The 24003-nt window shown below is 66.0% G+C and carries 29 protein-coding genes; 12 read left to right on the top strand and 17 right to left on the bottom strand.

Features of this window, described 5'->3' with window-relative positions; all coding sequences use genetic code 11:
* From P0204_RS15535 to P0204_RS15525, 3 genes are read right to left on the bottom strand one after another with little or no spacing between them, the layout of a single operon-like run.
* Positions 1–420 (bottom strand): DUF7318 family protein, encoded by a 420-nt coding sequence (locus tag P0204_RS15535; RefSeq protein ID WP_276220642.1) that lies wholly within the window; start codon positions 418–420, stop codon positions 1–3.
* Complete coding sequence (locus P0204_RS15530) at positions 420–1079, bottom strand: halocyanin domain-containing protein (protein WP_276220641.1); 660 nt, start codon at positions 1077–1079, stop codon at positions 420–422. Before P0204_RS15530 ends, P0204_RS15535 begins: the two co-directional genes overlap by 1 nt.
* A gap of 60 nt (positions 1080–1139) precedes the next feature.
* Complete coding sequence (locus P0204_RS15525) at positions 1140–2015, bottom strand: DUF7319 domain-containing protein (RefSeq protein WP_379801856.1); 876 nt, start codon at positions 2013–2015, stop codon at positions 1140–1142.
* An 87-nt stretch (positions 2016–2102) separates the two neighbouring features.
* On the opposite strand from P0204_RS15525, the gene P0204_RS15520 reads away from it, so the two are divergent.
* Entirely contained in the window at positions 2103–2585 is a 483-nt protein-coding gene (locus P0204_RS15520; protein WP_276220640.1) for a DUF7321 family protein, read from the top strand.
* Between the two features lie 48 nt (positions 2586–2633).
* On the opposite strand, the gene nth is transcribed toward P0204_RS15520, so the two are convergent.
* From nth to P0204_RS15500, 4 genes are all read right to left on the bottom strand, one after another.
* Positions 2634–3317, bottom strand: a complete 684-nt coding sequence (gene nth / locus P0204_RS15515; RefSeq protein WP_276220639.1) for an endonuclease III — start codon at positions 3315–3317, stop codon at positions 2634–2636.
* 229 nt (positions 3318–3546) lie between these two features.
* Positions 3547–4002, bottom strand: coding sequence for a peroxiredoxin family protein (locus P0204_RS15510; RefSeq protein WP_276220638.1), 456 nt, complete (start codon positions 4000–4002; stop codon positions 3547–3549).
* A 110-nt stretch (positions 4003–4112) separates the two neighbouring features.
* On the bottom strand, positions 4113–4397 hold the full coding sequence (locus tag P0204_RS15505; RefSeq protein WP_276220637.1) for a hypothetical protein: 285 nt from the start codon (positions 4395–4397) through the stop codon (positions 4113–4115).
* A gap of 59 nt (positions 4398–4456) precedes the next feature.
* Positions 4457–4981: a DoxX family protein gene (locus P0204_RS15500; protein ID WP_276220636.1), complete on the bottom strand. Its 525-nt coding sequence runs from the start codon at positions 4979–4981 to the stop codon at positions 4457–4459.
* 219 nt (positions 4982–5200) lie between these two features.
* Between P0204_RS15500 and P0204_RS15495 the strand changes: the two genes are divergently transcribed.
* Together P0204_RS15495 and P0204_RS15490 are read left to right on the top strand one after the other, a co-directional pair.
* The gene (locus tag P0204_RS15495; RefSeq protein WP_276220635.1) at positions 5201–6661 is read left to right on the top strand and encodes an RtcB family protein; all 1461 of its coding nucleotides are present in this window, start codon (positions 5201–5203) and stop codon (positions 6659–6661) included.
* Between the two features lie 46 nt (positions 6662–6707).
* Entirely contained in the window at positions 6708–7520 is an 813-nt protein-coding gene (locus P0204_RS15490; protein WP_276220634.1) for an RIO1 family regulatory kinase/ATPase domain-containing protein, read from the top strand.
* Positions 7521–7524: 4 nt separating this feature from the next.
* Here the strand turns inward: P0204_RS15490 and P0204_RS15485 are convergent, their stop codons facing one another.
* From P0204_RS15485 to P0204_RS15465, 5 genes are all read right to left on the bottom strand, one after another.
* Entirely contained in the window at positions 7525–8412 is an 888-nt protein-coding gene (locus P0204_RS15485; protein ID WP_276220633.1) for a DMT family transporter, read from the bottom strand.
* A gap of 84 nt (positions 8413–8496) precedes the next feature.
* Entirely contained in the window at positions 8497–9048 is a 552-nt protein-coding gene (locus tag P0204_RS15480) for an NAD(P)/FAD-dependent oxidoreductase (protein ID WP_276220632.1), read from the bottom strand.
* A 98-nt stretch (positions 9049–9146) separates the two neighbouring features.
* Entirely contained in the window at positions 9147–9632 is a 486-nt protein-coding gene (locus P0204_RS15475; protein ID WP_276220631.1) for an SRPBCC family protein, read from the bottom strand.
* Between the two features lie 37 nt (positions 9633–9669).
* A complete protein-coding gene (locus P0204_RS15470) occupies positions 9670–10926 on the bottom strand; it encodes a Glu/Leu/Phe/Val family dehydrogenase (protein WP_276220630.1) in 1257 nt (418 codons plus the stop codon).
* A gap of 176 nt (positions 10927–11102) precedes the next feature.
* Complete coding sequence (locus P0204_RS15465) at positions 11103–11498, bottom strand: hypothetical protein (protein ID WP_276220629.1); 396 nt, start codon at positions 11496–11498, stop codon at positions 11103–11105.
* 158 nt (positions 11499–11656) lie between these two features.
* Here P0204_RS15465 and P0204_RS15460 point away from each other — a divergent pair, with 158 nt between their 5' ends.
* Positions 11657–14305, top strand: coding sequence for a COG1361 family protein (locus P0204_RS15460; protein WP_276220628.1), 2649 nt, complete (start codon positions 11657–11659; stop codon positions 14303–14305).
* Positions 14306–14479: 174 nt separating this feature from the next.
* On the opposite strand, the gene P0204_RS15455 is transcribed toward P0204_RS15460, so the two are convergent.
* Positions 14480–15352 (bottom strand): class 1 fructose-bisphosphatase, encoded by an 873-nt coding sequence (locus P0204_RS15455; RefSeq protein WP_276220627.1) that lies wholly within the window; start codon positions 15350–15352, stop codon positions 14480–14482.
* 233 nt (positions 15353–15585) lie between these two features.
* Positions 15586–15873 (bottom strand): PadR family transcriptional regulator, encoded by a 288-nt coding sequence (locus P0204_RS15450; protein ID WP_276220626.1) that lies wholly within the window; start codon positions 15871–15873, stop codon positions 15586–15588.
* Positions 15874–15995: 122 nt separating this feature from the next.
* Here P0204_RS15450 and P0204_RS15445 point away from each other — a divergent pair, with 122 nt between their 5' ends.
* From P0204_RS15445 to P0204_RS15430, 4 genes are read left to right on the top strand one after another with little or no spacing between them, the layout of a single operon-like run.
* Positions 15996–16271 (top strand): DUF7111 family protein, encoded by a 276-nt coding sequence (locus P0204_RS15445; protein ID WP_276220624.1) that lies wholly within the window; start codon positions 15996–15998, stop codon positions 16269–16271.
* Between the two features lie 50 nt (positions 16272–16321).
* Positions 16322–16744, top strand: a complete 423-nt coding sequence (locus P0204_RS15440) for a cobalamin B12-binding domain-containing protein (RefSeq protein ID WP_276220622.1) — start codon at positions 16322–16324, stop codon at positions 16742–16744.
* The gene (gene meaB / locus P0204_RS15435; protein WP_276220620.1) at positions 16741–17787 is read left to right on the top strand and encodes a methylmalonyl Co-A mutase-associated GTPase MeaB; all 1047 of its coding nucleotides are present in this window, start codon (positions 16741–16743) and stop codon (positions 17785–17787) included. The genes P0204_RS15440 and meaB overlap by 4 nt, the downstream gene beginning before the upstream one ends.
* A 26-nt stretch (positions 17788–17813) precedes the next feature.
* Entirely contained in the window at positions 17814–18752 is a 939-nt protein-coding gene (locus P0204_RS15430; protein WP_276220619.1) for an alpha/beta fold hydrolase, read from the top strand.
* Positions 18753–18758: 6 nt separating this feature from the next.
* Here the strand turns inward: P0204_RS15430 and P0204_RS15425 are convergent, their stop codons facing one another.
* The 3 genes from P0204_RS15425 to P0204_RS15415 form a co-directional block, all read right to left on the bottom strand.
* Positions 18759–19145 carry a Zn-ribbon domain-containing OB-fold protein gene (locus P0204_RS15425; RefSeq protein WP_276180850.1) on the bottom strand — a complete coding sequence of 129 codons (387 nt, stop codon included), beginning with the start codon at positions 19143–19145 and terminating at the stop codon, positions 18759–18761.
* Complete coding sequence (locus tag P0204_RS15420; protein WP_276180848.1) at positions 19142–20308, bottom strand: thiolase domain-containing protein; 1167 nt, start codon at positions 20306–20308, stop codon at positions 19142–19144. Before P0204_RS15420 ends, P0204_RS15425 begins: the two co-directional genes overlap by 4 nt.
* A 228-nt stretch (positions 20309–20536) precedes the next feature.
* Complete coding sequence (locus P0204_RS15415) at positions 20537–20734, bottom strand: DUF5800 family protein (protein WP_276180846.1); 198 nt, start codon at positions 20732–20734, stop codon at positions 20537–20539.
* 82 nt (positions 20735–20816) lie between these two features.
* Between P0204_RS15415 and P0204_RS15410 the strand changes: the two genes are divergently transcribed.
* The 4 genes from P0204_RS15410 to P0204_RS15395 all read left to right on the top strand — a co-directional run bounded on the left by P0204_RS15410 (position 20817) and on the right by P0204_RS15395 (position 23960).
* Positions 20817–21134, top strand: coding sequence for a hypothetical protein (locus P0204_RS15410; protein ID WP_276180844.1), 318 nt, complete (start codon positions 20817–20819; stop codon positions 21132–21134).
* Between the two features lie 78 nt (positions 21135–21212).
* On the top strand, positions 21213–22277 hold the full coding sequence (locus P0204_RS15405) for a polymer-forming cytoskeletal protein (protein WP_276180842.1): 1065 nt from the start codon (positions 21213–21215) through the stop codon (positions 22275–22277).
* A gap of 39 nt (positions 22278–22316) precedes the next feature.
* The gene (locus P0204_RS15400) at positions 22317–22718 is read left to right on the top strand and encodes a TFIIB-type zinc ribbon-containing protein (protein WP_276180840.1); all 402 of its coding nucleotides are present in this window, start codon (positions 22317–22319) and stop codon (positions 22716–22718) included.
* Positions 22719–22778: 60 nt separating this feature from the next.
* Positions 22779–23960, top strand: coding sequence for a redox-regulated ATPase YchF (locus P0204_RS15395; RefSeq protein WP_276180838.1), 1182 nt, complete (start codon positions 22779–22781; stop codon positions 23958–23960).
* Positions 23961–24003 lie beyond the last annotated feature (43 nt).

Below are 24003 nucleotides of genomic sequence, written 5' to 3'. Positions count from 1 at the left end.
TTACTTCTTGTAGTATGGATAGACTGCGCGTTTGATCGTGTCGACGAGCTGTTCCTCGTCGAGGGCCGTCGTCCCGTCGACGTCTTCCTGGCGGATGTAGAGGTCTTCCCACTTGCGGCGGCGTTTCTTGACGATCATCACGTCGGGGAGGAACTCCTTCCGGTACAACAGCATGATAAACGCCAGATCCAGGAAGATGACCGTCAGGACGCCACCGAGGAACATGTTGGCCTCGATGAGCCTGACCGTCAGCGTCGTCCCGATACCGGAGGCCCATCCGGCCAGCATTCCGTAGGTGAACAGCCCGACGAAAAACACCTGGATGACTGTCAGGAGGACGATCCCGACGGCCGCTGCGGTGCTCTCCCGAGGCGGTTCGTAACGGTGGATGTCACCGTAGGTGGAGCCTTCCGAGGCCATCAGTTGTTCCCTCCGCTGGTGTGTGGCGATTCACCGTATTTCAGCGTGAAGAAGGTGAACACGAGCGGGAGGAAGATGGCGAGACCGGCACCGATCCCGACGAAGTGTGGCTGGATCGGGACGCCAGCGTAGTGGGGGTCGACTTCGACCGGACCGCCCCCACCGATCGTCTGTGTCGGGTAGTCGGACCCGACGGCGATGGCACCTTTCATCTGGAGCCCCTCGTGTGGGACACAGTAGTACGTGTAGATGCCGTCTTCCTCGAACGTGTGTTCGTAGTTGACGCCGCTCGAAGAGACGGCGCTCCCGGAATCGAGCGTCTCACCGTTGTCCTGGACGACGTTGTGACCGCCGCCTTCACCGGTCCACTCCCACTGAACGGTCGCGCCGTTGTCGACGTGGACCGCCGGCGGACCGAACCCGTACGCGCCGCCGTTGGCTTGGACACCAACCTCGACTGTTACCGTATCTTGCCCGGTTGCGTCGACGGTACTCGTCGGTCCGTCGAAGTTCCCGACTTGGCCGAGGTAGCCGCCGTAGTCCGGGACCGTCTGGCCACCGCCGCCGTCCTCTTGGGCGGCTGCCGAACCGGTGGCACTGAGGGCAGCCGCTGTCCCGGCGGCACCCCCTGCGGTCCGGACGAACTCCCGTCTGTTCATGTACACGTGTGGCTCGGGACTGAGTTTGTATAAACCCACCGAATACACCCGCTTGCGGTGTCACGTCCCCGCTTCGTCGCTCGAATCCGTGTCGGCTCGATCCCCGTCATATTCGGGTTCGATCTCGGGAACGAACTCCGGGCGCTCCCCGTCCTCCAGGCCGATCGCTCGCAACCGGTCGCGGTACTCCTCTGCACGGAACTTATCGGAAAGTCTGGCGTTGGCGACGGTGAAAAACAGGACGAGCGAGACGCCGACGAAGGCAAACCCCGCGACGAACAGCAACGCGATGCTGGTCCCGGCGTCGCCGATGATACCGGCCGTCGCCAAGCCACCGCCCACGATGAGTGCGAGGCCGGCAAGCAGTTGCGCACCGGCGATGGCCTGGAGCATCCAGTTGCCCAGTTCGCCGCCGCCCTCCGGAACGGTTTCGGGTTCGGGCAACGGGTTCCGCGGAACCTCCTCGGGGACCTCGTAGGAGTCCATCGAGCACAGCGCGACGGTCGGTTTGACGTCCCGGAGTACCGTCCCCTCGCCCTCGATACTGCCGTCGGGGTAGACGACAGCGTACCCCTCGTCGGAGTAGGCGAGGACGTGTGGCGGTTCGTGGTGGCGCTCGATACGGGCGAAGACGTCCCTGTTTGCGACCCGCGTGAGCAGGTCGCGTTCGACCCGGTCCAACAGTTCCTCGTCGGTGATCCAGGTCTCGGCGTCGAAGACGGCCTCCCACTCCTCGGCGGACATCTCGGCCATGTCGGCCGGGCCGAAGTCGTCGAAGTCGTACTTCTGTTCGACCTGTTCGCGGAGTTCGTCCATCTCCGCGTCCGTGGTGTCGGCGTCGGGGTCCGGATCGGACTCGTCTGCGGACTCGTCCGGAACGGAAACCGGCTCACCCACGCCAGTGTCGTTGGAAGCGGTCGAATCCGGATCGGCCATTACACACAGGTAGGGTCCGCACGGTCTTACACTTTCTGACCTTCGCCATCCGGCACGTTTTAGCACACGCTGTTCTAACGCCCGATCATGGTCTCTGACGGGGTCATCGCCACGGTCGCCCTAGTGTCGGTGACACTGAGCTTCCCCTGTTTCGTCTACGGCGCCTACTACATCATCGAGACCGAGCCGGTCACCTGGGACGTGCTGATGCATCACCTGAAGTTCGTCGTCACCGGACTGGTGTTGACGACGGTCCCGATGCTCGGCTGGATGCTCCCCCGGCTTCCCGACCAACTCGGCGGGTTGTCGGCGGTCCACGCCTACCTCGGGCTCCAGGCCTACGCGCTGTTGGCCTTCGGCGGGACCGGGATCGTCCGCATCTTCCGGGCAAAACAGCGACACGACCTCTACAACGACTACGACGAGGACCTCCTGTTGGACGAAATCGGCGGCGATACGATGAGCCACTGGCGCTCTCGGCTCCGGATCGGCGTCTTCGGCTACGTCATCTTCTGGATGCTGGCCTACGTCGTCGGCTTCGCTCGGTACGTGCTCCGGTACGCGGTTTGAGCCGATCCGAACGACCGTTCCTTCGCACCGTCTCTCGCCGACCCCCGATCACCAGGCCTCGCCGCTTGCCAGATCGATCTCGCTGTCGCCTTGCTCGGAGGGACAGATGTCCGCGAGCACGCAGCCCACACACGCCGCGCTGCGAGCGCCACAGACCGCCCGGCCGTGATCGATCAGCAGGTGGGTGAACTGCTGCCACTCGGATTCGGGGACGATCTCCAGCAGGTCCTGTTCGATAGCCTCTGGCCGTTCGTTCTCGGTCAGTCCGAGACGGCGTGAGAGCCGCTGAACGTGGGTGTCGACGACGATCCCCTCGACGATGTCGTGGCCGTGCTGGAGGACGACGTTGGCCGTCTTGCGGCCCACACCGGGGAGGTCGGTCAACGCCGACATCGTGTCGGGGACCTCGCCGTCGTGTTCGTCGACGATCCTCTCGCCGATCCCCTTGAGATAGCCGCCCTTGTTGTTGTGGAACGTGATCCCGTAGATGTCCTCGGCCAGTTGCTCCTCGCTGGCCTCGGCGTAGTCCTGTGGCGTCCGGTAACTCTCGAAGAGGTCCGCGGTCACCTCGTTGACCCGTTCGTCGGTACATTGTGCCGAGAGGACGACCGCGACCAGCAGTTCCAGCCGGTTCGAGTAGTTCAGCGAGATGGTCGAGTCGGGGTACTCCTCGTGGAGCCGGTCGACGACTGCTTCGGCCTGTTCCTGGCGGCTCTCCAGCGGTGTTCCCATACACGCGTTCCGGGACCGGTCCGACTTTGGCCTGTCGTTCGGCTCCCCACGAGCGAGCGTCGAGCCGGTCGGTATCACGTACCACAACAGGACAACGGTCATCCAACTGTCGCCCGTCCGGCCGATCGTGCCCGGTCCCATCTTCCTCGACGGCAGCGACGTGTCACTCGTGGTCTTCGGGGACGGGTTCCACGTCGACGGCCCGGTGTCGACCGACTGAGAACGGGGGTTACAGCGTCGAGACGGCATCGAAGAGCGGATCGAGATCGGGGACCGTCCCCGTCCCGTCGTCGGCCCACGCGAACTGGACGCGACAGCGCCCGTCGACGAGAAACGCCGCTCGTCGCGTCGTCCCATCGGGGCGCTGGACGCCGAACTGTGCGTCGACGCCGGCGTGATCGACCAACAGCGGAAAGGGGAGATCGAGGTCCGCCGCGAACTCGCGGTGTGTCTCCATCCCGCCCGAGGCCACACCGAAGACCGCGATCCCGTCGGTGAGCGTGTCCCAGTCCGCGTCCCGGAGCGCAGCCAGGTATCGCCGGCATCTGGGTGTGAAATCCTCTGCGTAGAACGCGACGACGACGGGCGCCTGTCCGGCAGCAGCGGAGAGTCGGTAGGCACCCGTCTGTCCACCAGCGGTCCCCCGGAGGTCGAAGTCGGGCGCCGCGTCACCAGCGTCGAGCATGGACGGGAGGAGACACCCCTGGGAGAAGAACCTGGCCGTCGTGACGGCCCTCCCGCTCGTCGGTGTCGGCGGAACGGGGAAAATCAGGTTGGGTCAGTCTCCGACACGGTTCAGTCGGCGGTGACTTCGCGGCCGGCCGTGGTTTCTTCGGGGACAGGCGTGACGAGTTTGTAGGCGGCGTAGACGCCCAGGACCGCGATGGCGGCCAGGACGAGCCCGGTTCGGATCGTCGGGTCGACCATCGGGGTCGCCACGACTTCGCCGGCGTCGTTGGTCATGGGTGCCGCTCCGTAGGGTTGACCGGCGAGGATCTCGACGATCCCCAATCCGACCACGCCCAGCAGCATCAGTCCGCCGCTCAGTGCCATTGCCGCTTTGTCGATGATGTCAGTCATGTTGGGTCACCGTTGTTGGAATGTCTCGTGATGTGGGTTCGTGTCGTGTGTCCTGTGGGTCAGCCCAGCAGGTATTTGAGCCGGGGGCGTCGTTGGACGAACTGGAGTTTCTCGATGATGGCGTCGAGGCCGTAGTAGCGGCCGGTGCCCAGGACGATCATGGTGATGAACAGCAGCAGTCCCATGAAGTCGCTGTTGACCAGACCGTGGCCGAAGCTGGCGTTGCCGATCCAGAACAGGGTCATGAAGATGACCCCGCCGAAGGAGGCGAACCGCGTCAACACGCCGGCCATCAGCGCCAGCCCGATCAGCGTCTCGAAGAGGGGCACGCCCGGCGCGATCAACCACGCCAGGTTGTTCCCCATCCAGACCGGGATCGGCCCCAGTGCAGTGCCGGTCATCTGCTGCATGTACGCCGGGCCGTAGCTGTAAGCCAGCCCGTCCTCGATGAGCTTGGTCACACCTGCGTGGAAGAACCACCAGCCCGTCAACACGCGCAGCGTCGCCAGCCAGTAGGCCGTCCACGGGCCGTCGAGCTTCAACTCGAACGCCTCGTCCAGGGGGTTGCTTGCTTGGTAGGACATCAGTGTTCCCTCACATGTGCATGTCCGCTGTGGAGGGACATATAAACAGACGGGCGTTCCCATCGACTGAAAACCCTTCTGAGCGGCTGGAAATGAAGATTTCTGTACTTTCGGTCGTTGCACCGTGTTCGGGAGGGGCTTTTTCCGTCCAGCGGAGGCGTGGGACTCGGTCACGGACGACCGTGACCTTCAACACCGCCAGTAGGCTAGCAGTCGATAATGACCCTCGAACTCGAAGGTGCCCACACCACGGCACGCGTGATGGTCGACGACGACTCCCTCGTCGAGGAAGGGTGTCTCGACCAGATCAAGACACTCATCGATCACCCGGCCTTCACCGAACCGGTCCGGGTGATGCCCGACACGCACTGGGGTGCCGGTGCACCGATCGGATTCACGATGCCGCTGGCCGACCGCGTCGTCCCGAATATCGTCGGTGTCGACGTGGGCTGTGGGATGTGTGCGACGAACCTGGGGCCGGAACTCCCCCTGGACGACGCCGAGCGCGAGCGCCGCGTACGTGAGGCAGTTCCTATGGGCCGGAACGTCCACGGCTACGACGACGCCGTCCACTTCGTCGAGGAGTTTCCCTTCGACCGGGCCAACGACGTCTTCGAGCAGTTCGACGAAGCCTTCGCCGAGCGGTTCGGCGAACACGTCGCCCCCATCGAGTTCGAGTTCGACGGCTACGACGGCGACTACTTCGAGGGGCTGTGTGACCGCGTGCTCGCGGCCCAGCGCCAGGGGATGGACCACATCATCAAGAGCGCCGGGACGCTCGGTGGCGGGAACCACTTCGTCGAGTTCGCCCGTGCCCGCCAGTCGGGCGACTACTGGCTCGTCATCCACAGCGGGTCACGGTACCTCGGGAAGTCCGTCGCGGAGTACTGGCAGTCGACGGCGACCGACCGCCGGACCATCGGCGCACTCCGGGAGGAGATCCCCGAGGAGTACACCCAGTTCCTGAAGTTCGACCCCGACACCGTCGAGTCCCGCGACCTCTACGAGTGGGTCACCGGCGGCAAGGGCGAGTCATACCTGGAGAAGGAGCGCCTCCGGCGCGAACTCGACGGCGCTGAGATCGAGGAGGCTTTCGACAGGCTCGGACGGCTCCAGGACGCGATCCACAGCGACGACGGCGACCGGAACACCGATCTCGACTGGCTCGAAGGCCGGGAGGCCCACGGCTACTACGTCGACATGCTGTTCGCCCAGCAGTACGCCCGCTGGAACCGCGAACTGATGAGCGACGCCATCTGTGCGGCCATCGGCGTCGACCCCGTCGACCGCTTCCAGAGCGTGCACAACTACATCGATTTCAGGGACCTGACGATCCGGAAGGGGGCGACGCCGGCCCGCGAGGGCCAGCGGCTGGTCATCCCGTTCAACATGGCCGAGGGGTCGGTCATCGCCCGCGGGAAGGGCAACGACGACTACCACCGGACCGCGCCCCACGGCGCTGGCCGCGTGATGAGCCGCACGCAGGCCCACGACGTCGTCGACATGGACGAGTTCGCCGAGGCGATGGACGGCATCTACTCGGAGTCGGTCGTCGAGGCGGTCCGGGACGAGGCCCCGATGGCCTACAAGGACGTCGACACCCTCCTGTCGGCGATCGAACCGACCGCCGAGATCGTCGAGTGGCTGGACGTCGTCCACAATCTCAAGGCGACGTCGTAGGCCGGGGGCACAAGCCCTATCCCCGGCCCAGACCTCTGTGCGGTCAATGGCGTTCCGGCGGTTCCTCCGGGGGACAGTCCCCTGGGACCAACTCGAAGGCGTGGTTCGGGCGGTGATGGACCGGTACGAGGAGTCGTCGGCCCGCGTCGAGTTTCTGGAGGCGGACAACTGGCTCTCGACGCCGCTGGTCGTCAACGACCACTGGTTCGTGAAGGTGATCACCCAGCAGAACTCGCTGGTCCACGCGCTGTTGACGACGGGGCGGAACCTGGGGGCGTTCTCCTCGGGGACCGAGGGGTTCTTCGAGCACTTCGGGACCCCCTACGAGATGGCCGAGCACGAACTTGCGGCGACCGAGCGGATGCGCGAACTGGGCATCAACGCGCCGGAACCGGTCGAGGCCTTCGAGTACGAGGAGATGGGTGTCGTCGTCCTGGAGTATCTCGCGGAGTTCGAGACGTTCGACGACCTCAGTTCCGAGACAGTTGCGGACCACGCCCCGACGGTGTTCGAATTCCTCCACCGGATGCACGAGGACGGGCTCGCACACGGGGACTTTCGGTGTGAGAACGTCCTGCTGGCCGACGGAGAGGTGTACTTCATCGACGCGACGAGCGTCCGCGAGGACGCTATCGCCGACGCGCGGGCCTACGATCTGGCGTGTGCCCTGGGCGCGCTCGAACCGATCGTCGGCGCCGACACGGCCGTCGACGCCGCGGCACAGTACTACGATACGGAGGCGTTGCTCGCCGCCGAGGAGTTCCTCGACTTCGTCAACATCCGCCCGGATCACGATTTCGACGCCGGGAACCTCCGGGGCGCGGTCGAGAAGCTCGCGAGCGGCGGTCCCCCCGAGTGAGCGGTCACTCCGGGGCCGACCGTGCTCGTGCGGTGGTCGCAACACCGCCCAGGACGACTGCGCCGCCGACGAGCGTCGCCGTGCCCGGCGCTTCTGTAAGCACGACGAACGCGAGCAGCGCGCTCCCGAGGGGTTCACCCAGTAGCGAGACGCTGACCAGACTGGACTCGACGTGTTCGAGCGCCCAGTTGAGGACCGTATGCCCGAAGACGCCCGGCCCGACGGCCATCGCCAGGAACAACAGCCACTCGTGGGTCGGGTAGCCACGGATCGGTGTCCCGCTGGCGACCGTAATCGTGAGGAGACACCCAGCGGCGACGCCGTAGACGACCGTCACGTACGGCAACAGAGGGAGCCGCTGGCGTAGCGACCGACCCGCGAGCAGGTAGCCGGCGGTCATCAGGCCCCCCAACGCGGCGAGGGCGTTCCCGTACAGCGGGGCCGGTCCGACGCCACCGCCCAGCAGGTCCCCGATCGACATCACGGCCATCCCGGCGACGGAGACGAGGACGCCGACGGCCGTTTTCCGGCCGACCCGCTCGTCGAGGACCAGCCACGCCCCGACCGCGACGAACAGCGGGTGGGACTGGACCAGCGTCACCGACGCCGCGACGCTGGTCCAGGAGAGGCTCTCGAACCACGCGGCGAAGTGGACCGCCAGCGCGACGCCGGTCGCCGCCGCTGCCAGGAGGTCCCGCCGGGACAGAGCCGACAGGTCCTCGGCGTGCCGTCCGAGCGCGACCGGGGCGACAAGCGCCGTCGTGAACAGGACCCGGTAGAACGCCGCGACGACGGGCGGGGCGTCGCTCCACCGGATCAGGATCGCGCTGGTACTGACCGCGAGGACGGCGACGACGAGCCCGGCCCGGGGATCGAGTCGGCGCGTCGACACACCGTCCGGGACGGCCCAGCGGGACAAGAAAGTGATCGGGTGCGGTTCGGGTCCGGAAGTCGTCGAGTCCGGAGCGAATCTCGGTTACTCGGCGTCTTCAGGCACGTCGAAGTCGTGGAAGTGCTCGCCCTCTTCTTTCGAGAGGATGTCAAGCGCCGCGGCCCCGCCGTCACCGGCGGAGATGATCGCCTGCCACTCCTGGTCGCGGACCATCGCGCCGGTCGCGTACGCGCCTTCGACGCTCGTGGCCATCGAGACGTCCACGTCGACGAGGTCGCCGTCGAAGGCACAGCCCAGCGACTCCGCCAGCGAGCGATCGGCACCGGTCGCCAGCACGAGGTACGTCGCCTCGACGGTCTCGTCGCCGACCGTCGCGGCGAACCCGTCGTCGGTCTCTTCGACCGATTCGACCTCGCCGTCCCGGATGTCGGCGCCGAAGCCGGCGACCTGTTCGCGGGCGTCTTCCTGGAACGCCGAACCGTCCTTCGAGTCGATCCCGAGGTAGTTGAACAGGTGGGCCTTGTGCATCCACGTCTCGTCCGTGTCGTAGACGACCGTGTCGAGGCCGTTTTTCGCGGTGAACAACGCTGCGCTGAGGCCGGCGGGACCGCCGCCGACGACGAGTACGTCAGTCATGCAGGTACTCATGGGAGCGGGACGGCAGAAAACCCTGTGGGTGTGTGCGACCGTTACATGACCGCCGTCGCTACAACCGCCGTTCGTCCGATCTGAACCTACGCCTCCAGCAACTCCTTGGTCGTCCGATGCCGGTATCGGAACATCGGTTCGAAGCCGACGACACCCAGCGGGCCGACCGCACGCCCGAGCGGGCCGCCCGGCAGTTCGTACTCGACGCTATCCTCGACGATGGTCGCGTCCGGACCGTCGGCGACGAACCGGTGGGTGTGTTCCCAGTGGGGGAACGGCCCCTCACGCATCACGTCGCGGAACATCGCCTCGCCGTCGCCCTCCTCTCGGGCGACGATGTCCGAGACCCAGCGCTGGCGCGGGCCGACGCCGAAGGGCTGTACCGTCGAGACGACCGTCGATCCGACCTCCAGTACGTCGGGGTCGAGTTCCCCGTCGGGTCCGCGTGCTTCCTCGATACGGAGGTGCATCCAGTCGGGGGTCAGCGCCACGAGACCGTCACCTGCGGAGTGGAACTCCCAGACCCGTTCCAGCGGCGCGTTCACACGGACCTGTCGGTCGTAGGTATCCATATCCACAGTTGGGTCGGGACGCGCAAAACGTCGGCGGTTACGGCCAGATGCCGCCCTGTTCGGCGGCGTCGACGACGCGTTTGATGGCGACGACGTACATCGCGGTCCGGAGGCTCGGCGCGTCGGTATTCTCGTAGGTCTCGATCAGATCCCCGAAGGCCTCGGTGATGACCCGTTCGAGTTCCTCGTTGACCCGCTGTTCGGTCCAGGAGAAGCGCTGTCGGTTCTGGACCCACTCGAAGTATGACACCGTCACCCCGCCAGCGTTCGCCAGGATGTCCGGGAAGACGGAGACGTCACGCTTCGTCAGGATGTCGTCGGCGTCCGGCGTCAGCGGTCCGTTCGCGGCCTCGACGACGATGTCTGCCTGGACGTCCGGTGCGATCTCCCGATCGATGGCGTTTTCGAGTGCCGCGGGGACGAGCACGTCGACGTCCATCGTCAGCAGCTCCTCGTTGGTCAGCGTCCCCGTCGCACCCTCGAAGCCCGACAGCGAGCCGGTCTCGTCCTTGTGATCCTTGGCCGCTCGCGTGTCCAGGCCGTCCGGGTCGTAGACGGCACCGGAGGAGTCCGAAACCGCGACGACGCTGGCACCGAGGTCCTCGATGAGTTTCGCCGCGACGGAGCCGGCGTTGCCGTACCCCTGGACGGCGACGGTCGCGTCCGTGATGTCCTTCCCGAGATAGTCGAAGGCCTCCCGGGTCGTAAGCATCACCGAGCGGCCGGTGGCCTCGACCCGGCCCGCGCTCCCGCCGGAGTCGGGTGCCTTCCCGGTGATGACGCCCGGTTCAGTCGTGTTTTCCAGGGTCTCGTAGGTGTCCTTGATCCAGTTCATCTCCCGCTGGCCGGTGTTGACATCCGGCGCAGGGATGTCCCGGTCGGCCCCGATGAACGGGCGCAGTTCCTTCGCGAACGACCGGGTGATCCGTTCGAGTTCGGCGTCGGAGTAGTCGTCGGGATCGATCTCGACCCCCCCTTTGCCGCCGCCGTAGGGGACGTTGACGGCGGCACACTTGTACACCATCCACCCAGAGAGGGCCTTGACCTCGTCACGGGAGACCTGCGGGTGATAGCGAATTCCGCCCTTGTAGGGACCCCGGTCGCCGTTGAACTGTGACCGGTAGGCTCGGAACACCTCGACGGATCCGTCGTCCATCTCGACGGAGAGGTTGGTCTCGACCACCCGTTCCGGATGTTTCAACCGTTCGAGTACGTCGGTCGAGTAGGGGAGATACTCGGCCGCGTCGTCGATCTGCTCTTGCAGACTTTCGAACGGATTGACATCGCTGGCCATGTCGGAGGTTGAGGGAGTGACCGCAAAAGCGTACCGCCGTTGCGCGCCAGTCCATCGGTTCCGCCGGCCGGTTCACCCGACGACGAGTCCGCCGTCGACGGGAACCGCCCTGGGTTGCCATTCAGGCGGGACCGTTCTCCCTGCCTCTCGGAGCGTCGGTACCCTGCCCCGTCCCGTCAGAGGAACTGCCAGGCAGCGACGCCGGCCGCCACGAAGACGGCGAAGAGGGGCGCTCTAACGCGGATACCGGTAGAGAGTCCGACGATGCGACCGAGGATGCGCCCGACCGGCGGGAGGATCGAGACCCCGGCGAGGACGAACAGCACCGTCGGGAGGTCGGCGGTGATCGCGAAACCGGCGACGATAGTGACGTAGCCGACGATGTAGCTGGCCCGGTCGGCGAGAGCGGTCCGGTCGTCCGTTCGAGTGTCAGTCCCGGCGTCGCGGGCCGCCTGTCGCTCGACGTAGTCGTCGAGGCGTTTGGCGGCCGCCTCGTTCTGTGGTTGGCCACACCGCGGGCAGAAGTTGACCGAACCGTTCAGCGAGAGCCCACACGCATCACAGTCCGGCATACGCCAGTACCGTCTCGGCACGCGATTATGAACATTGTGATGAACTGAGTCGGTTCGTCGATTATTGCTGGTGAGAATCCGTCCCACAAGCATAAGAGCGCCGAGCGTCGATATACCGGCCAGCACCGCCTTCGATAGCGGTCCCAAGTTCCCGATCGATGACTCCGACACCTCACTCTCTCGCTTCGACTGATCGACGCGCCCGCCGGCGTCTCGGCGTCGCCTTGGTCGTCGCGCTGGTCGTCGTCGGCCTGTGTCTTCCCGGTATCGCCGCCGGGCAAGCGGACCAGCCGACGCCCAGTGAGGGGACGAAGAGCGACACCCAGGACCGCCCCCGACCCGAGGTGAATTTCGTCGACGAGGACGGCGACAACAAGACCACAGTCAACACGAACGGGAGCAACACCGACGCGCGACTCTCGATCACGACCAGACACCCACATACGCCGGTGACGGTCAGGTCGGACCAACTCACCGCGCCCCAGTTGTTCCGGATCTTCGCCGGCCGGTCCCCCTCGGGTGTCCCCCGTGATGCGGTTCCGGGGAACATCGAGGACGCGACGACCGTCAACGGAGTGGCGATGTTCGACAGCTCTGTCGACGGCGCCGAGGCGAAGATCGTCATCGTCGACCCCGCGGCCTACGATGGGTCGACGGTCACCTTCGAGGAAACCAGCGCGGCCGACTACACGTTCGAGTTTGCCACGCTCGGGGCAACCGACGGTGTCGCCGCGACCGAACGTATCTCCGTGGTCGAAGATCCCAGCTCGGCGACCTTCGGGGACCAGCTCTACGAGACGACTGCGGGCGATCTCGTGACGGTGACAGTGTCCTTCGAGAACACGGACGCCGGCTACGTCATGATCGGTGGCGACGAGCGGACCAGCGGGACCGGGCTTCGGAACTACATAGACGTGTTGTACGTCGAGAACGGCGCAACGTTTACCATCAACACCCGTCTCGTCGGGACCGACATGCCGTCGGAAGCCGTCTACCGGCCGGAGAGCGGGACGGTCGTCAGCTACGCACAGACGTACGGTGCGACGACCGATCCCGACGCTACCACGGAGTTTCAGGACCTCTCGTTCGAGAGCCAGAACGGCTCGGAGGTCGCCGGAACGCTCGCGGAGTTCCGGGAACACGTCGGTATCGGCGAGATTCCACGGCCGCTCCAGCCCGCTCGATATCGACTGGTCGCCGGTGCCGGCGGTGACATCGTCGTCAGGGACGACGGCGTGCCCGACTTCCGGTACTCGTTGGCACGGTCGAACCTCCGTCTGACCCAGCCGGAGATGGGGACGGCGACGACCTACGTCGCCCCGAGCCAGAACGCCGACGAAGTCGCCGGGACGGGGACGCTCCCGAGCAGCGCCGTCGAAGCGTCGAACGTCACCATGGGCGACCGTCTCGTCGTGGAGTTCGGCGGGAACGGGACGATGGGCGCGTTGACGCACGTCGCGGGCGACCAGGAGACGGCGACCGCCGCCGAACTGGAACACCTCCTCGGGGTCCGTCGGCTACAGGAGGGTGTCAATCTCACCATCACCGAGGTCGACCCCGGCGTGAACGAGGAGCCGAACCGGGTGGACTTCCAGACTGCTGCACCACAGGACGTGGTCCTGCTGACCGAGGCCGGCCCCGAGAACAAACGGATCGACCGGTTCTACCTGGTCATCGATACACGCTATCGCCGCCCGTTCCGTGAGCAGCCCGAACCCGGCGACCGGTTCCGCGTGGAGTTCACGTACGAACTCCCGCCCGGCGAGCGCTACCGCTTCGCCGAGACCGGCCCGGGCACCCGACCGCCGGCGTTCGACCCGGCGAACGAACCCGCCGATGACGGGACCGAGCACTTCCCGTACGTCACTGAGGAAGCGACCGCCACGACGACGTTCACCTTCCAGAAACCCCGTGTTCGGTACGACCAAGTGAGCAGACAGGGCCGGCTCGTCCTGGAGCCACAGGGGGGCACACAGCTCACGGGGACGACGAACCTCGCGCCGGGAACGCCCTACTGGATACGTGTCGTCGCGGGCGAGCAACGACCGGCCAGGACAATCTCGGTCACGCAGGGAACCGTCGGGTCCGACGGGGCCTTCGGGACGACGGTCGACCTCGCGACGCTCGACGCGGGCGAGACGATCGACGTAGAGTTCTACACGACCAAACCCACCGCTTCCGATGCGGACCAGCGCCTTCTCGACGAACGCCGGGGCGTGACCGTCGCGGACAGCTCGGCGCCCGCTGACTTCGAGATCACGAGCATGACCACCGAGGCGACAGTGACGGAGGGCGAGTCACTGTCGAATTTCACCGCGACGATCCGGAACAACGGCAGCGTCGAGGGGCAACAGAACGTGACGCTCTCGATCGAGAACGAGACGGTCGCCAGCCAGGTCGAACTGCTGCGGACCGACGAGTCGGTGACATACACCTACGGGACGGTGTATCCGGACCGCGAGCCGGGGAGCTACAACGTGACCCTCAGGACCGGGACCGACAGCGCGGAGGGCGCACTGCTCGTCGAGAGCGCGCAGACACCGACCTCAACGCCCGTACCCGACCCGACTCCGACGCCCACCGCCGACGCGACAGCGACATCCACACCGTCGACGACACAGGACCAGACGGTGACGCCGACCCCCGTCCCGACGACGGGAACACCGACGACCAGTGGCGAACCACCGTCAAACGAGTCCGACCAGAACGCGCTCCCGGTCCCGCCGCTCGGCCCACAGCGGACCCGGGACGCGCTGAGCGCGACGGCGATCGTCGGCGGGGCCTACCTCGTCGACTACTTCCTGTAAGGGCGTGCCAGAGTCCCTAGCGGGTCGATTCTCCCCACGGAGAAACTGAAACGGCCGCTCAGCCGGCGTACCTCTCTTTCACCGGACCAGTTCCGGAGTTGGACGAGCGATAGCGATCGTCAGAACGAGACGGTTGATTCGTCGGGTTCGGTTCCGGCCACCGACGCGCCGCCCCTAGAGGCGCGTTTCCAGTCGATCGATCAACTCGGGGTTGCCCAGGTACAGCGGCGTCCGCTGGTGGAGGTCGTCGGGGTTCGTCTCCAAGATCGACCGTGTCCCGTCCAACGAGCGCCCGCCGGCAGTCTCGACGACGTAGGCCATCGGCTGCCCCTCGAACTGGAGGCGGAGCTTCCCCTCCGGTCGGGACTGGAGCGCCGGATAGGAGAACACCCCGCCGTAGGAGAGAACCTGGTTGATGTCGGCGATCATCGCGCCGCCGTACCGAAGCTTCAACTCGCGGCGGATCTCTTCGGCGAATCCCTCGAAGGAGTCCGTCCAGGAGTCGACGCCGCCGCCGAACCCGAAGACGGTCGGGTCGGCGGGGATGGTCACGTCGTCGTCGATGAGTCGGTAGTCGTCGTCCTTGACGATGTACTCCCGGACGCGGCCGTTCCGGGCGACCACCATCGAAGTCACCGGACCGTAGATGACGAACCCGGCGGCCAGCAGATTCCGGCCGTGTGTCGGTGGCTGCTCGCTGTAGATACCGAAGATCGTTCCCATCCCGCTGTTGGGTTCGAGGTTCGACGAACCGTCCAACGGATCCATCGCGACGTGGAGGCGGCCGTCGGCCGTCGCGAGTTCGTCGCGCTCCTCGCTGGCGTAGGTCGCGATACCGTCAATGGCGAGCAACCGTCGCTCGAACAGTTCGTCGGCCCGAACGTCGGCGGCCAGTTGCTCGTCGCCGCTGGGGTTGACGCTGCCGGACTGCTCCCGATATGTCGAGATCGCGGTCCGGACCGCCGGCGCGGTGTCGGCGATCGTCGAGATGGTCTTGTCGACGGTGCTGTCGGTCGTCGCGGTGGCGCTGTCGAGTGACTTACTCATTGGTTCGGAGACAGGGGTGAACAGCAGTCGCAGGGTGATCGGCTGGGTCGGCCGGACGGGGTGGCGTCGGTGGAACGCATCGAATGATACCTCTCTCGGGAGGGTTAAGTATCTTATCTCTGACAATTACTACGCTTCGAGTAAATCGTTCGGTTTCCGCCGTATAATCTCGGTGAGCGCCTGTGAACTTCTACCAGAGCGAGTGAAAACTGTACATACCAGATACCGAATTATTATTCATCACGGAGTTGCGCGCCCATCCACTCGTACTGCTCCCGGAGTCGGCGTCGGCCCGCCTCGGTCAGCGAGTACTTGTCGGTGATGCCGTCAGCCCGGTGGGTGACAAAGCCGGCGTCTTCGAGCGCCTCTAACGCGCCGTAGAAACTCTGTGGTTCGATGCGCGTATCGTACCGGGATTCGAGGCGGGTCTTGAGCCGTTGGCCGCCGAGTTCGCCGTCCTCGGCGCCGGCCAGCAGGACGCACATGTCTCGCCGTCGGCCACTCTGGAGCCACTTGGGCATGTGTGGATGGAAGCCATCGGGGGGTTCGGCTCTTTCGACTTCGACTGCCGACCGGGGCCAGCGACCGGCCGACGGTACGTGGAACCGGTAGTTTCGACTGTCTGGAGTCCAACCCCAGCGTGATGACCGACACCGAAGCGGTCGCGGACGGCATCACGGCGACGTACCGCGAAACCGACACCGAGCGCTTGCTCACCTTCGAACGCGACGGACGGACCGCCGCCATCGCCCAGAACGTCGAGGGGTACGCGATGCTGAAGGTCCGGCCCTCGGCCGACGGCGACGAACTGGAGCGGTACTACGGGTTCGACATGGCCCTGGACCACGCAGCCGAACTACTCGGGACGGAGGCTCACTCGCTGCCGGTTCCCGACGCCGCTAGTGACATGGGGATGTAGGCACGGTCAGCGGGCAAAGAATGAAACCGGATGACGTGGTACGGACTGGTATGAGCGTCGAGCAGGAACAGGAGGAGCGAACCATCCGGTGTCTGGTGGCGAAAGTGGGACTCGACGGCCACGACCGGGGCGCCCACGTCATCTCACGAGCACTCCGTGACGCCGGCTTCGAAGTGATCTATTCCGGGCTGCACCGATCGCCGGATGAAGTCGTCCAGGCTGCCGTCCAAGAGGACGTCGACGTAGTCGGCATCTCCATTCTCTCGGGGGCACACAATACACTGGTCCCGAAGATCCTCGACGGCCTCAAGCAGTACGACGCCTTCGACGATCGGTTGATTCTGGTCGGGGGTATCGTCCCCGAGGACGACCAGGCGGAGCTACACGAGCGGGGCGTCGACGAGATCTTCGGTCCCGGCGCGTCGATGGACGAGATGATCGCGTACATTCGGGAGCACGCCCCCGAGCGATGAGCGACCTCGTCTCGGACGTACTCGCGGGGAAACACAGCGCCCTGGCCCGCGTGATCACCAACATCGAGAACCGTGCGCCGGGCTACCGCGAGCAGGTCTCCGCGCTCCACCGCCACGCCGGCGACGCGGACGTGATCGGCGTCACCGGCAGCCCCGGTGCCGGCAAGTCGACGCTCGTGGACAAGGTGGCGGCCGCCTACCGCGAGCAGGGACTCACGGTCGGGGTCATCGCGATCGACCCCTCGTCGCCGTTTACTGGTGGCGCCGTCCTGGGCGACCGCATCCGGATGGCCTCGAACGCCGGCGACATGGACATGTTCTTCCGGTCGATGTCCGCCCGCGGATCGCTGGGCGGGCTCTCGACGGCGACGACCGACGCCGTCACCGCCCTGGACGCGTTCGGGAAGGACAAGATCATCGTCGAGACGGTCGGTGCCGGGCAGAACGAAGTCGACATCGTCCGGACTGCCGACACCGTCGCGGTCCTCGTCCCGCCGGGCAGCGGCGACGACGTCCAGATGCTCAAGGCCGGCATCCTCGAAATCGCCGACGTTTTCGTCGTCAACAAGGCCGATCTGGAGGGCGCCGACAGGACCGTCCAGCAGCTTAAGGAGATGCTCCAGGGCCGAAGCGGCCGACCCGACACCGGCCACCACGGAACCATCACGGGGGCGGACAACGAAGGCGGGGCCGTCTCGACGACCGAAGCGGTCGACTGGAAGCCGCGAATCGTCGAGACCGTCGCGAACCGCGGCGAGGGCGTCGAGGACTTCCTCGAAGCGCTAGGCTCACACGCCGAGTATCTCGACCGGACCGGCCGCCGGGAGAAACAGGCCCGCGAGCGGTACGCTGCCGAGATCCGGACGCTCCTGCGCGAGGACGCCAACGGCTTGCTGTCGGCCGAGCTAGAGCGTCGCGGTGGCCTGGAGTCGTTCCTCGACGAGGTCGTCGCGCGCGAGACAGATCCCTACAGCATCGTCGACGAGTTGCTGGCGCCGTTACGGGACTGTCTGGCCGAAGAGAGGGATTCCCACCACGGTTAAGCCGGTTCCGGCCCTCGTCTCGACGTATGAAACTCCGAAAGGCCCTGGGCGTCGCCGCCGGGACCGTCGGCGCGACGGCGCTCGCGAACCGTCTCCTCCGGTCCCGCGCTGGTGAGTTCGAACCGTTCCTCGACGGGAGCCAGCGGAGCTACCGCTGGCGCGGCTTCGACATCGCCTACACGGAAGCCGGTGACCCGGACGATCCCGATCTGGTCCTCTTTCACGGGATCAACGCCGCGGGCAGCAGCCACGAGTTCCACACGGTCTTCGACCGCCTGGCAGAGGACTACCACGTCCTGGCGCCGGACCTCCCCGGGTTCGGCCACTCTGACCGCCCGCCGCTCCTGTACTCGGGATCGCTACTGACGACGTTTGTTCGGGACTTCCTCGACGACAACGCCGAGGACGCGACCGTCGTCGCCTCCTCGCTGACGGGAGCGTACGCCGCGGCCGCGGCCCGTGAAGTCGCGGTCGAGAAACTGGTGTTGATCTGTCCGACCGACACCTCGATGGGGGACCGCAACGTCTGGCGGCGCTCGCTGCTGCGCTCGCCGCTCGTGGGGCAGGCGGTCTACAACCTCATCGTCTCGAAACCCTCGATCAGACACTTCCACGAGGACCACGGCTACTACGATATGGCCAACCTCACCGAGGAGGTCGTCGACTACGAGTGGCTGTCGGGCCACCAGCCCGGCGCCCGGTTCGCCCCGGCGTCGTTCGTCTCCGGCTTCCTCGATCCCGAGGAGAACTTGGGCGACGTTCTCGCGGACCTCGACGTGCCTGTGACGCTGGTCTGGGGGACTGAGGCGGAGATCACGCCGCTCTCGGAGGGGCGTGAACTGGCCGACCGAGCGGACGTGAAACTCGTCTCGCTCGACCAGTCGCTGTTGCTCCCACACGTCGAACACCCCGCGGCGTTCGTCGATATCGTCCGCGGTGAGGCGACCGTTCCGGTCGAAGAATAGGCGGTGTCAGCGCGGACGGAAGACGACCAGTCGATCCCCTGTCGTCACCCGGTCCCCGACGTCGATCCCGACCATCGTCCCGATCTCGACGGCGTCTGGGTCGACACCACGGACGATCCCCGTGACCGAGACCGGACCGAACTCCGCCACCGCGGTGACGTAGGGCGCGTCGTCCTCGAACTGGGGCGTCGGGACGGTGATCGTCGTATGCGTGGCGATCTCGCCGGCCTCCGGAAGTCGCTGGTCGGAGAGGTCCCGGGAGCCACAGGTCGGACAGACACGCCGGGGCGGCAGCCAACCGTGGCCGTTGGCACACTCGACGTAGTAGGCCTCGCCGTCCGCGATGGCGTCGAGCCACTCGTCGTACTCACCGTCGGGAGCCTGCTCGCTCATTCTGCCACCTCCAGGACGTGGACCGTCGTCGAGGCGACCGTCCCGCCCGCGTTGTGTGCGACGCCGACCGTTCCGTCGGGGACGGCGTCGGCCCGCGGGTGGGAACCGTCGAGGAGCCAGGTGATCGTCGCCAGTTGTGCGACGCCGGTCGCGCCGACGGGGTGACCCTTCGCTTTCAGCCCTCCCGAGAGGTTCACCGGCTGGTCGCCGTGCCGGTCGGTCTCGCCGTCCGTCGCGGCCGAGATCCCCTCGCCGCGTTCGTAGAGCCCAAGCGACTCGATAGCGAACACTTCGGCGATAGTGAAACAGTCGTGGACTTCCGCGACATCGATGTCCTCGGGACCGACGTCGGCGTCGGCGTAGGCCTCCTCGGCGGCCTTGTCGGCCGCTGGTGTCTGCGCGAGGTGGGACCGGTCCTGTAGCGCGAGGTTGTCCCCGCCCTGTCCGGTGCCGCTGATCGCGACCGGTGCGTCGAGCCCGTGGTCCTCGGCGTAGGACTCGGTGGTCAGCACCGCCGCGGCGGCCCCGTCGGTGATCGGACAGGAGTCGTACAGCCCGAGCGGACTGGCGATCGTCGGTGCCTCCAGGGCATCCTCGACGGTGATCTCCTTTTGGATCTGCGCGTGGTCGTTGACCATCGCGTGTTCGTGGTTCTTGACCGCGACGTGGGCCAGGTCCTCGTGTGAACCGCCGTACTGATCGAAGTATGCGCGTGTCATCAGTGCGTACGCTCCGGGGAAGGTCATCCCGGCCCGGACCTCGTAGAGGTCGTCGGCGGCGATCGCGAGCGCGTCGGTCGCCCCGGCCGTCCCGATGTTCGTCATCCGTTCGGCGCCGCCGACGACGATGACATCTGCCTCACCGTTCCGGAGCGCCTGGACTGCACCCCGAACAGCGACGCCGGCGGAGGCACAGGCGGCCTCGAACCGTGTGGCCGGCGCGTCCAGTCCGATCGCTTCCGCCATCAGCGGCCCCTGGTGGCCCTGATGCTCGGCCAGTTCGCCCATGAAGTTACCGTAGTAGAGACTATCGACATCGTCGGGATCGACGCCGGCGTCGTCGAGTGCTTCCAGGCCTGCCTCGGCGAACAGATCGCGACCGGTCCGTTCGGGGTGTTTCCCGAACTTCGTGACACCGGCCCCGGCTACACGTGGGTCTGACATTATCTATCAGTGTGTTCCAATTGTTTAAATACCTGCCGAATATGCGGGAACATATCATCGAATTTGACCGTCGAGACCGCAATAGGGCGATCGATTGTCCTGTTTTCCAATATATTCTCACGAGGGATCTATATCCCACGTAGGTATCGAATGAGGGCGGGACTCTTCGCCGACCGAGTGGTTCGAGGGTGTAAAAACGCAGGACTGTGAGAACGCGCGGAGACCCGGTCAGTCGACGATCTCGGCGACCCGCTGGGGCTCACCGGAGAGTGACGGGTCGGACTCGACGATCTGCAACACTTCGTGATCGGTCACGTCCGGGTAGGACTTCTGGATCGCGTCCTCGATGAGCGCTTTCTCCAGGCGGAACTCGGTCCCCTGGTACACGACATCGACGCCCTGTTCGTCAAACGAGAGAGCCGTCATGTGATTCGATAGGGGTGGTGCGGATAAAAGTGTAGCTTCTCGGCCCCACAAGACAGTTACTCCCGACACCGGAACCGTCAGTATGGCGAAGACTGTCGACCTCTCGGTGTCGACACGGAGCCGGCAGTATCTCGTCCTCGGCGTGTTCACTGGCTGGCTCTTTCTGGCGATAGCGGCCGCGTTACTTCGGGTAGGAGTTCCGTCACTGGTCGTCGTCCCTACAGTGTTCGGGGTCTGGCTCGGAGCCGTCGTCGTGTCGGTCCGGTATCTGGGTGGGCCGGCCGAGGGATCAACCTGGGACGCGATCCCGGAGTGGCAGTACGACGGCCGCTTTGCTGGCGCGGGCGGACTCGTCCGTAGCGAGCAGGAGGACGCGCTCCGGGAAGCAGACGAGGAGTGACGGAAGCGTCCGACGTGCGTCAGACGCACGTCGTGCGCACCCTGAGGCTTTAATACGAGTGGAACCGCTTGTTGACACGTGCCATTCGGTTCTGACCCGCTCTCGGAACTCTCGATCCCCGACGGAACGACCGTCGAGGAACACGACCTGGTGACAGAGGGCGACGTCATCGTCGGCGGGCAGAGCACGATCGAGTTCGGCGTCCGCGGTCAGTCGGTCATCGCCGACGAGCGCGTCCGATTCGGCGGCCACATCGAGGCCGAAGGCGACTGTCGGCTGGACATGTGGTGTGACGTCGCCGAGAACGTCCTGGTCGGCGAGGACGCCTACATCGGCGAACGCGTCCACATCGGCGGCCAGTTGCGCGTCGCCGGCGACCTCGACATCGGCGACGACGTCGATATCGAGGAGGGGTTCGAGGCCAACGGCTGGATCGTCATCCGCAACCCCATGCCGACGATCGTCTTCCTGTTCGTCTACCTCTCGCAACTGCTACGGATCGGAGAGGACGAGGCCGCACAGGACCTGGTCGACGAGCTGCTCGGCGACGACCACGACCACGAACCGGTGTTGATACCACGAGGCGCGACCGTCTCCGACGACACCTGGCAGGTCTCGACGCCCGCAACGGTCGGCGACGACTGTCGGCTCCACGGCAACATCCGCGCAGAATCCTTAGAGATGGGCCGTGACACCACGGTCTTCGGGAGCCTTCGCGCTCGGGAAGATATCGCCGTCGGCCGCGGAACCGAGATCAAGGGCGACGTGACCACCCGCAGCGGGGACGTCCGCGTCGGCCCCGGCGTGAAGGTGTGGGGCGATATCTCGGCGGACAACGTCGACCTCCACGAGAACGCGACCGTCGACGGGACGATCCGTGCCCGCGGCGAGATGCGGATGCACACCGACGAGGTGATCGAACGGCCCGACGAATCGGCCGCGGCGATGGCCGAGATGGCCGAGGAACTGGAAGACGACGAGTCGAGCACCGATACAGACGACGATACTCAGGGAGAGACGGTCCCGACGGCAGCGGACGACACGTCCGGGGATGTCGATCCCTCCGACGCCGACAGTGTCGAAGCCGACGACAAGGCCGACGACCGCGACGCCGACGACGAGCGGGCAGAACCGGCCGAGTGACGCCCCCACGTTTTAGTGGCCCGACTTCTTTTCACCCGTATGGACTCGAATGGAGAGCTAGCGTGTCCACAGTGTGATACACCGTTCGAGCAACGCAAGGTCCAGGGTGTCGTCGTCGACTTCTGTCTCACGTGTGGCGGGGTCTGGCTCGACCCCGGCGAACTCCAGGAGTTGACCGGCTACAAACGCCACGCCACGCACAGCACACACGACGACATCGACGAGCACGATCACGAGCACGAGCACGAGGACGACGACTACCGGTTCGACGTCGAGGACGGCGAAGTCGAGGATCGTCAGGACGACTCCGACGGCGGGCTGCTGGGGTTCGTCGCGGACGCGATCGACGGCGCTGGCGACAGTGACGGCGACGGCGGCGGTGGCGGCGGCTGGGGCGGTGGTGGCGACGGTGGCGGTGGCGGTGGCGGCGGTGGCGAGTGAGTCACACGGACGGCTCACGGAACCGAAACCCCCTTTTCCGCGACTGCGGTAGCCCGTCGCATGCTCTCGATCGCGCTTGCCGGCAAACCCAACGCCGGGAAGTCGACGTTCTACAAGGCGGCGACGATGGCCGACGTAGACGTCGGGAACTACCCGTTCACGACTATCGACGCCAACCGCGGGGTCAGCCACGTCCGGACGGACTGTCCCTGTCTCGCTCTCGACGAACGCTGTGGCGACGAGCACTGCCACGACGGCAAACGCTACGTTCCGGTCGAACTCATCGACGTGGCCGGCCTCGTCCCGGGTGCCCACGAAGGGCGAGGGCTTGGCAACCAGTTCCTCGACGAACTCACCAACGCCGACGTCATCCTCAACGTCGTCGACGCCTCCGGGGGGACCAACGAGGAGGGTGAACCCGTCGAGGTCGGCGAACACGACCCCGTCGAGGACGTCGACTTCGTCGAACGGGAGATGGATCTCTGGCTGGCCAGCATCGTCGACCGCAACTGGGAGTCCGTCGAGCGCGCGTCCCGTTCGCCCGATTTCGACATCGACGAAGCGCTGACCGAGATGCTCGCCGGCGTCGGCGCGACCGAACTCGACGTGGCCCGGACGCTGCGGGGGATGGACTACCCCGAGGACCCCATCGCCTGGACCGACGACCACCGGGAGACGCTGGCGAGTGACGTCCGTCGCCGGACCAAGCCGATCGCCGTCGTCGCCAACAAGGCCGACATCGCCCCCGATGACAACGTCGACCGTCTCCGGGACGCGGCCGAGGTCGTCGTCCCCGCGACGGCCGACGGCGAACTCGCGCTCCGAAAAGCCGCCGACGCCGGTGTGATCGACTACGATCCGGGCGACCCGGATTTCGAGGTCGTCGGCGACATCAGCGACCAGCAGCGTGAGGGCCTCGACCGCATCCGCCAGGTGATGCACCAGTGGGGTGATACCGGCGTCCAGCGGGCGCTGGACACGGCGGTCTACGATCTCCTCGATCACTTCACGGCCTATCCCGTCCAGAACGACACGAACTGGACCGACGGCCAGGGGAACGTCCTCCCCGACGCGTTCCTGCTCCCGCAGGGATCGACGCCAACGGACCTGGCCTACGCCGTCCACTCGGACATCGGCGACGGCTACATCCACGCGGTCGACGCCCGCAAGGAGATGCGCATCTCCGACAGCGAGGAACTCGAAGAGGGTTCGGTTATCAAGATCGTCAGCGACGCGAACTGATGCTGGTGGTTATGCGTTCGGAACGATACCACCCCGGAATGGC

It is taken from the genome of Haloarcula halophila (genome assembly GCF_029278565.1).
Classification (GTDB): Archaea; Halobacteriota; Halobacteria; order Halobacteriales; family Haloarculaceae; genus Haloarcula; species Haloarcula halophila.
Note: the sequence above shows the minus strand (reverse complement) of the source record. Positions and strands in the feature narration are given on the sequence as shown.